Here is a 651-nt window from a genome sequence, read left to right on the forward strand (position 1 = left end):
GATCTACTGGAGCTACCGGAGCTACTGGAGTTACCGGGGTAACTGGGGTCACAGGAGTGACCGGAGCCACTGGAACTACTGGAGTAACAGGGCTTACAGGAGAGACCGGAGCCACTGGAGTTACTGGAGTAACCGGGGCTACTGGTGTTACTGGATCTACTGGATCTACCGGAGCTACTGGAGTTACTGGGGTAACTGGGGTCACAGGAGTGACCGGAGCCACTGGACCTACCGGAATCACAGGAGTGACCGGAGCCACTGGAGCTACTGGAGTAACGGGGGTTACAGGAGCTACTGGAGCGACTGGAGCTACTGGGGTAACTGGGATTACTGGGGCAACCGGAGCCACTGGAGTGACTGGAGTCACTGGGGTTACCGGGGCAACTGGAGCCACTGGACCTACTGGAGCCACTGGACCTACTGGAGTCACTGGGGTTACTGGTGCAACTGGAGCCACTGGAGTGACTGGAGTCACTGGAACTACCGGGGCAACTGGACCTACTGGGGTCACTGGGGTCACAGGAGTGACTGGAGTGACTGGAGCCACTGGAGTAACCGGAGTCACAGGAGTGACCGGGGCTACTGGTGTTACTGGAGTGACCGGAGTTACTGGAGTGACTGGATCTACTGGTGTAACTGGGGTTACAGGAG

The 651-nt window shown here is 58.1% G+C and carries 1 protein-coding gene; it reads left to right on the forward strand.

The window, feature by feature from the left end; genetic code table 11:
- Positions 1 to 651, forward strand: a 651-nt coding sequence (locus LRP81_RS23145; RefSeq protein WP_230505556.1) for a hypothetical protein, incomplete at both ends; no start/stop codon positions are given.

Source organism: Sutcliffiella rhizosphaerae (assembly GCF_917563925.1).
GTDB classification, from domain to species: Bacteria; Bacillota; Bacilli; order Bacillales; family Bacillaceae_I; genus Sutcliffiella_A; species Sutcliffiella_A rhizosphaerae.